At 65.8% G+C, this 7,924-nt stretch carries 6 protein-coding genes; 4 read left to right on the forward strand and 2 right to left on the reverse strand.

Translation table 11 applies throughout. The features are described 5' to 3' along the window. Nucleotides 1-550 (forward strand): MBL fold metallo-hydrolase (locus JSV65_04755; GenBank protein ID UCH35665.1); only part of this gene is annotated, 550 nt, incomplete at its 5' end. 7 nt (nucleotides 551-557) lie between these two features. Continuing rightward, nucleotides 558-1,448 carry an aldo/keto reductase gene (locus JSV65_04760; protein UCH35666.1) on the forward strand — a complete coding sequence of 297 codons (891 nt, stop codon included), beginning with the start codon at nucleotides 558-560 and terminating at the stop codon, nucleotides 1,446-1,448. Between the two features lie 187 nt (nucleotides 1,449-1,635). Here the strand turns inward: JSV65_04760 and JSV65_04765 are convergent, their stop codons facing one another. After that, a complete protein-coding gene (locus JSV65_04765) occupies nucleotides 1,636-2,595 on the reverse strand; it encodes a CehA/McbA family metallohydrolase (GenBank protein UCH35667.1) in 960 nt (319 codons plus the stop codon). 688 nt (nucleotides 2,596-3,283) lie between these two features. Between JSV65_04765 and JSV65_04770 the strand changes: the two genes are divergently transcribed. Together JSV65_04770 and tkt are read left to right on the forward strand one after the other, a co-directional pair. After that, complete coding sequence (locus JSV65_04770; GenBank protein ID UCH36701.1) at nucleotides 3,284-5,032, forward strand: CocE/NonD family hydrolase; 1,749 nt, start codon at nucleotides 3,284-3,286, stop codon at nucleotides 5,030-5,032. A gap of 334 nt (nucleotides 5,033-5,366) precedes the next feature. Beyond that, nucleotides 5,367-7,418 (forward strand): transketolase, encoded by a 2,052-nt coding sequence (gene tkt / locus JSV65_04775; GenBank protein UCH36702.1) that lies wholly within the window; start codon nucleotides 5,367-5,369, stop codon nucleotides 7,416-7,418. Here the strand turns inward: tkt and JSV65_04780 are convergent. Further along, on the reverse strand, nucleotides 7,413-7,924 hold a 512-nt coding region (locus tag JSV65_04780; protein ID UCH35668.1), incomplete at its 5' end, for a hypothetical protein. The genes tkt and JSV65_04780 overlap by 6 nt on opposite strands.

Here is a 7,924-nt window from a genome sequence, read left to right on the forward strand (position 1 = left end):
CACGACTACCCTGATAACCGGTGAGGGGTTCCGCCTACTGGTTGACCCGTCGGGTGAGGACGCCGATCGCATGGCGTCGGAGCTTGATCGGAGAAGCGGCCTGCGCGCGAGCGACGTTGATGCCGTGTTTTTCACCCACGAGCACGGCGATCATCATGCCGGGCTCCGGCATTTCCCGAATGCGCAGTGGTGGGCGGCTCCGGCAGTGGCCGCCGCCGTCAATCGGTCGCACTCATACACCAGAGAGGTGACGGCAGCGGGTCAGCTCATCTTCGACGCAATCCAGGTGATGCACACGCCGGGACATACCGCGACACATCACAGTCTCCGGTTCGACTGCGGCGGCATGTCCGTGGTGATCGCCGGCGATGCGGTGATGACGCGCGATTTCTGGGATGCGCGACTCGGGTACTTCAACTCCGCCGACTTCGAATTGGCCGCTCGCACGATAGATGACATCGCCGCCGTCGCGGATATCGTCGTGCCCGGCCACGATAATTACCTCATCGTCTCACGCGCCGCCGGGCAGCAATCGCGTGCAGGGAGATAACATGGCCATGATACCTCGTGTGCAATTCGGCAGAACCGGGCTGGAGGTCACGCGACTCGGCCTCGGCGGGTATCCGTTCGGCGGCGTCAATCGCGCCCGCGAATGGGACCCGTTCACGCCGGAATGTCGCGCGACGGCTATCCGCACCATCCGCGCCGCGCTCGATGCGGGCATCAACTACATAGACACCGCGCCGAGCTACGGAGACGGCAACAGCGAATCCATCATCGGCGAGGCCGCGCAAGGGCGCCGCGATGAGTTCGTTCTCGCGACCAAAGTCGGCTACGGCGAAGACGCCTCTGCGGAAACGGTTACAGCCAGCGTCGAAGCATCGCTCCGCCGCTTGCGGACAGATGTGATTGACATCATCCAGTTCCACGGCGGGATGTACACCGAGGGCGAGGTCCGCCACATCATCGACGGCGGCCTGCTCGACGCGCTGGAGAGGCTGCGCGAGAAGGGCGTGGTGCGCTTTCTCGGGTTCACCGTCGAGGAACCGTGGACCGCGAAGCCGCTCATCGCGACCGGCCGCTTCGACATGATGCAGGTGCGGTACAACCTGATCTACCAGTCGGCGGCGCACCACGTGCTCAACGAAGCGCGCGAGATGGACATGGGCGTAGCGGTGATGCGGCCGGTGACGTCGGGCATCTTCCAGCGACTCGCACCGCACATCGCCCCGCGCTGGCAGGATGCTCACGACTTGTACGACGTGGCGCTGAAGTACGTGCTCTCGGACAGCCGCGCGCACGTCGCCAACGTGGGCATGCGCTGGCCCGAGGAGGTGGCGAGGAACGTCGCCCTAGCCGAGTCGTTTGAGCCCGCGTTTGACATGGCCGACCTTCCGCGCGGGACCGCGGCGGTCTACCAGGCCGAGGATGACGCGGCAATCGGCTGAACGCACCGGCGCGGCCGGCGTCACTGACAAAGACGTCCATCCGACCGTTACCGCGTCGGATGATGTGATGTGCAACCGCGGTCGCCACGATGCGCGCAATCCGTGGTGTCGTCAGGTTGCACCACTATCAGCCCGGCCCCTCGCTAATCACGTCGTGTGTCCTCGGGATGCGCCGGGCCTCCCAGACTCAGCGGTCAACCATGCTGGTTTCCACATCCATGGCACTGGACCACGCTCGCCGGCCGCGATCGTCTTCAATCACAACGGAGAGATACGCGCCGATGCGGTAGCCCTCGGTCGCGAGGTCGAGTTCGAAATGGTCGCTCTGGCCCGACGGCTCCGAGGCCAAGCGCGTGCGCGCCCCGCCGCTGTTGGACATGAAGTGGCACGCCGCGCAGGGCGAGCACTCCACCACAACCGTGCCCGGCGCCTGCCAGCGGATGGCGCGTAGCTGCGGGCCCTCGGAGGCATAGGTGCGGCCCTCGCGCACGGCGTCCAGCACCGCCTCGGGCGTGCGCTGCGCCGCGAGCACGCCGGTCCATCCCTTGCCGGCGAACCGGTCTTCGGTACTGTGCGCGTCATCGCTGCCTATCGCAGAAGGCCGGTAGCCCCGGTCGAGCAACAGAGTCCACAGTTGATCCGAGCGCCCCTTGCCATTGATGCCGTAGCAGATCGCATTGACCACCTCAAAGCCTTCTATCCCCGCCTCGGCTGCCGCGCGCAGCTCCTCCCAGCGCCAGCCGGACCAATGTGGGTGCGCGAGGATGGCCACGCCGCCCTGGGCGCGAACGGCCTCGACGATATCGGCGATGCCCTCGACCGTGCGCGGCTGAGCGGCGGGAGCATCGCGCAGCCCCAGCCCCACCACGTGCGCGTGGGATATCTCCGAGCCGGGCAGTGTAATGAATCCATCCTGCTCCGGTGGAAACGCGGTGACCGCGTCGTGATCCGTCGCGGCGAGGAAATCGAAGCCGCGGTCGCGATACCAATCGCGCACCGCCCCCGCATGTTCCGGTCCTCCGACGTGGCAGTGGAAGTTGCCGCGGAGCCACACGCCCTCGAAGTCGAATTGGTTCCGCGCCGTGACCGTCAGCGTCGCGTCGCGCCGCTTGGCCGTGCCCTCTACGACGAATCGCTCGGTTCCCATTCGCGTATCCCTGTGACCCACATTCCTCTCCCGGTCGGCAGCACGGCATGAGCCCGCAGCAGGCTCGATCTTCGCTGACTCACTATGCCGACTGCCGACTCACAACCTTTTCCAAGCAACCCACGGGTGCTCCTCTGACCGCCCTGCGAGTCCGCCGCGCCGGCTTCACCTCGGGGGTGCGACGCCGGCGCGCGAATCCCTCAGCGCTCGACCCCGGGCGACCTGCAACACGAGCGAAACCGCGGGGATGACATTCACTCCGAACGCATTGCGCGAAATCCCGGCGACTCCATAAGTCGTCTGTCCCCGGGATTCGCCGAGATGACTTTCAGCCCAACAGCGCATCATCTCAGATCGCGCACGTTGCGCGGGATGCACGGATTCGTTCGCGGCGTCGCGTCTGGGTGAAGGAGTCTTCTGCGAGGCCTGCGAAAGCAAGGCCTAGCCCAGCGTGCGGTGAAATCGCACCTCGGCGCCGGAAAGCGACCTGCGCGAAAATCATCATGAGAGTGAGAAAGCGATGAGCAATGCGAGCGAGAAGGCAAATCGTCGAGTTGCTGCTCCGCGTCGAAGCAGAGGCATACTGCGGTGGACGGCGCTGCTGGTCGTCGGGCTGATCGTCCTCCTCCTGCTCGCCGCAGGAGCATTCCTGAGTTACCTGGCGATCGCTCACCCGCAGGGCGAAGGCATGAGCGTACAGTCCTCGTACCTCACCATGCGCGACGGCGTCAGGATTGCGATTGATCTCTACTTGCCGGACGAAGTGGGCGAAGGGGAGAAGCTACCGACGATCCTTCACCAGACCCGGTACTTCCGCCGGATGGACTTGCGCTGGCCGGCCGGTCTGCTTGTCCCCGCTGACGGTTATGCAGCTCTGGGTACGCGTAAGGGCTTTGTCACGCGAGGCTACGCCTGGGTCAGCGTTGACGTCCGGGGCACCGGGGCGTCGTACGGCCACCGAGTTGGGCCATATCCGACCGAACAAGTCGAGGACGCCGCGGAGATAGTGGACTGGATTACTCGACAGCCGTGGTCGAACGGCAAGGTCGGGGCGCTGGGCATATCCTACGATGCGGGCGCGGCCGAACTCCTGCTGGCGAACAAACACCCGGCAGTAAACGCGATCGCGCCGCAATTCATGTTATTCGACACCTATACCGACATAGTGTGTCCGGGCGGGATCCCGTTGACGTGGTTCCTTAAGAACTGGGGCAGCGCCGTCGACTCCCTCGACCGCAACGCCGTCGGCGACCTAGGCGGCTGGATGACCAAGCTGCTGCTGCGAGGCGTCAGGCCGGTTGACGCGGATCGAGACCGCTCCATGCTGGCGGCTGCGGTCCGCGATCATGTCCGCAACTGGAACGTCTATGAGATGGCACTCACGCTGACCTACCGTGACGATGCCCTGCCCTACCAATGGCCCGTAACCATAGACAGCTTCAGTCCGCATGCCCACAAGCAGGACATCGAGTCGTCTCGCGCTGCCATCTATAGCTACAGCGGCTGGCTCGACGGCGCGTACGCCCACGCGGCCATCAAGCGGTTCCTCACCCTGAGTAACCCTGGCAGCAGACTGATCATCGGTCCCTGGGATCACGCCGGCCGACACAACATCAGCCCCTCCGTCAGAAGCATTGCGAGATTCGATCACACCGCTGAACTGTTGAGGTTCTTTGACTATCATCTCAAGGGCGTTGACACCGGTATCGCGGACGAGGAGCCGGTCCGATACTACACGATGATCGAAGACCGGTGGAAACATGCCGCCTCCTGGCCGCCGCCGCAGACGAGCATGGCCACATACTACTTGAGGCAAGACAACTCGCTCAGCACGGATAAGCCCGACGCTGCGAACGGATACGACACTTACCGCGTTGACTACTCCGCGGGCAGCGGGCGCCTCACGCGCTGGGAGAGCTTGCTTGACGAGCTGCCCGACGCGACGCGGTATCCTGACCGGGCGGAACAGGACAACAAGCTGCTGACCTACACGTCTCAGCCCCTGGAGCGAGATACGGAGGTCACCGGCCATCCCGTGATGACGCTGTATGCCAGTTCGACCGCCACCGACGGGAACTTTTTCGTCTACCTGGAGGATGTCGCGGAGGACGGGAACGTCACCTATGTGACCGAAGGAGGGCTCAGAGCGATTCACCGGACGCTGAGCGAACGGGAACCTCCTTACCGGCAGATCACACCGTACCGCACCTTCGAGCGGCAGGACGCAATGCCGCTGGTGCCCGGCGAGACGGCGGAGCTAGTTTTCGACCTGATGCCGACCTCGTACCTTTTCAAGCAGGGGCACTCGATCCGCGTCGCGCTCGGCGGAGCCGACAAAGATCACTTTGCCGTCCCGGCAGGTGCGCCGCCGAGTCTGCGGTTCCATCGCGACCGCATACACGCATCGCACATCGACGTGCCCACGGTCCCGCGCTGATCGCGCCGGCCGCGGCCTGCCCTGGCGGCGATTCCGGGGGCACACAGCCTGATGGGGTGCTCGCAGCCCGAGTGCCTACCTGCCTCCTCGTGCTTCCTCTCGCTAGGGACACCTGAGGCGCCCCGCGCGTCGGGAGAATCATCTCCGCTTCTCGGCGGGCAACAAGGGATACCCGCGGCGCAAGAGGCGGAGCGGAATCACAAGTCTGTTGCCCCGCCGCCGGACTACGGCTGCGCCCGCCCGACCTGCGCGGCCCGCCGAGGACTCCGGGCCGGCGGCGGCGAAGATACGGCGGACGTGTCCCCGACACCACTGGCAGACAAAGAGAGGAATGATGGCCGCCGATACCCGACTGGATCACCTCTGCATCAACACGATTCGCTTCCTCGCCGTTGACGCCGTCGAGAAGGCGAAGTCCGGGCACCCGGGCGCCCCGATGGGCGCGGCGCCGATGGCGTACGTCCTGTGGGACCGCTTCCTGAAGCACAATCCGCGGAATCCGGCCTGGTTTGACCGCGACCGCTTTCTCCTGTCCGCCGGCCATGCGTCGATGCTGCTGTACGCGCTGCTCCACCTCACCGGGTACGACCTCCCGATGGAGGAGCTGCAGCGATTCCGCCAGTGGGGCAGTAAGACCCCAGGCCACCCGGAGTCCGTCCTGACCCCGGGCGTGGAACTAACCACCGGCCCGCTCGGACAGGGATTCGCCAACGGCGTCGGCATGGCTATCGCCGAGGCCTGGCTCGGCTCCCGCTACAATCGGCCCAGCCACGAACTCATCAACCACTACACGTACGCCCTCGCTTCCGACGGCGATCTCCAGGAAGGCGTGTCCGCCGAGGCGGCGAGCCTGGCTGGCACGCTCAAGTTGGGCAAGTTGATCTACCTTTACGACGACAACGGCATCCAGATCGAGGGAAGCACCGATCCGTGCTTCATGGAGGACGTCGGCAAGCGCTTCGACGCCTACGGCTGGCAGGTGCTGGGGCCGGTGGACGGCAACGACCTCGGCGGAATCCACGCCGCGATCGCGGAAGCGCAGACCGACACGGCGCGCCCCTCGCTCATCATCTGCCAGAGCATCATCGGCTACGGCAGCCCGATGCAGAACACCGGCAAGGTGCACGGTGAGCCGTTGGGCGAGGACAACGTCCGCGCCGCGAAGGAGAAGCTCGGCTGGCCGCAGGAACCGACTTTCCATGTGCCCGACGAGGTCGCCGCACACATGCGCCAGGCGGTGGAACGCGGCAGCGACTCGGAAGAGGCCTGGCAGCAAAAGCTCGCCGCTTACCGCCGCGAGTATCCGGAAGAAGCCCGCGAGTTCGAGGCACAGTCGCGCGGCGAACTGGCGCCGGGGTGGGATGAAGGACTACAGAACCTGTTCCCGCCCGACTCGAAGCCCCTTGCGACGCGCAGCGCGTTCGGGGTTGCGCTGAACGCGCTGGCGTCGCGCGTGAGCAACCTGATGGGCGGCGCGGGCGACCTCGCGCCCAGCACCAAGACGATCATGGAGGGTGCCGGCGACTTCCTGGGCGACGATCACAGCGGCCGCAACATGCGCTTCGGCGTGCGCGAGCATGCAATGGGCTCGATTGCCGTAGGCATGGCCTTGCACGGCGGCGTCATCCCGTACACCGCGACTTTCCTCGCCTTCGCCGACTACATGCGCCCACCCATGCGTCTCGCCGCGATGTCGGAAGCGAGAGTGATTTTCAACTTCAGCCATGACAGCATCGGTGTCGGCGAAGACGGGCCCACGCACGAGCCGATCGAGCAGATGATGAACCTGCGGGCTGTGCCCAAGCTGACCGTCATTCGCCCCGCGGATGCCAACGAGACCGCCGAGGCGCTGCGCGCCGGGCTCGCCAACGCTGACGGGCCGACCGTGATCATCACCAGCCGCCAGAACCTGCCGGTGCTGGATCAAAAGAAGTACGCCCCCGCCGAAGGCTTGCGCCGCGGCGGGTACGTGCTGTGGCAATCCGGCGACGGCACTCCGGAAGTCGTCCTCATCGGCACCGGCTCGGAAGTGCACGTCTGTCTCGAGGCGGCCGAGAAGCTCGCCGCGGACGGCATCAACGCGCGAGTGGTGTCGCTTCCGAGTTGGGAGCTGTTCAACGGCCAGCCCGCCGATTACCGCGAGAGCGTTCTGCCCGGTGCGGTGAAAGCGCGCGTCGCGGTGGAGGCGGGGATCGCGTTGGGTTGGGAACACTACGTCGGCTGCGAGGGAGCGATCGTCGGGATGACGACGTTCGGCGCCAGCGCGCCCGGCAAGACTGTTTTCGAGAAGTTCGGGTTCACGCCCGAGCATGTCGCGGAGGTCGCGAAGGGGCTTGGGCACCCCGCCGCGCGGCGACGCCAACGCCGCTCCGCGCGGTCCTCATAGCAGGCGCAGCTCGTACTGCCCGCCGGGTTGCGTCGTGAAGATGAGATGCGCGTGCGGCGCGGCAGTGCGCGCGACCTCGCGTCCGTCACTCGTGGTCGCGGCCATCCTCTGCCCCGGCCACGGATTCGCGACGCGGCAGTCTCCCCCGAGCAGGCTCCGGATACGAACGTTCCGGACATCGCCTTCTCGCGTGCGAACTGCCGACACGCGGAATCCACCTTGCGCTGCGAAGTTCTCCATCACGATTTCGGTGTCGGCCGGAACCGCGGGGAACAGGCGAATGGACTGATAGGACAGCAGCAGGTTCTCCGGCCCCACGGGCGCGCCCTCGCGCCAGATGCCGAGCCGCGGACGCACGCAGTTATCGAGATACGGCCTGTGGGGTTCCCAGACCTGTATCTGGTCGAGCGTGCGCGTCGCGAGGGCGAGCGGTTCCGACGACGAGTCCAGCCCGACGCCATCGCCCCAGAAAACAGCCGCGAGCGGCACGGGGATATTGTACTCAA

Source organism: Armatimonadota bacterium, from assembly GCA_020354555.1.
Taxonomy (GTDB): Bacteria; Armatimonadota; Hebobacteria.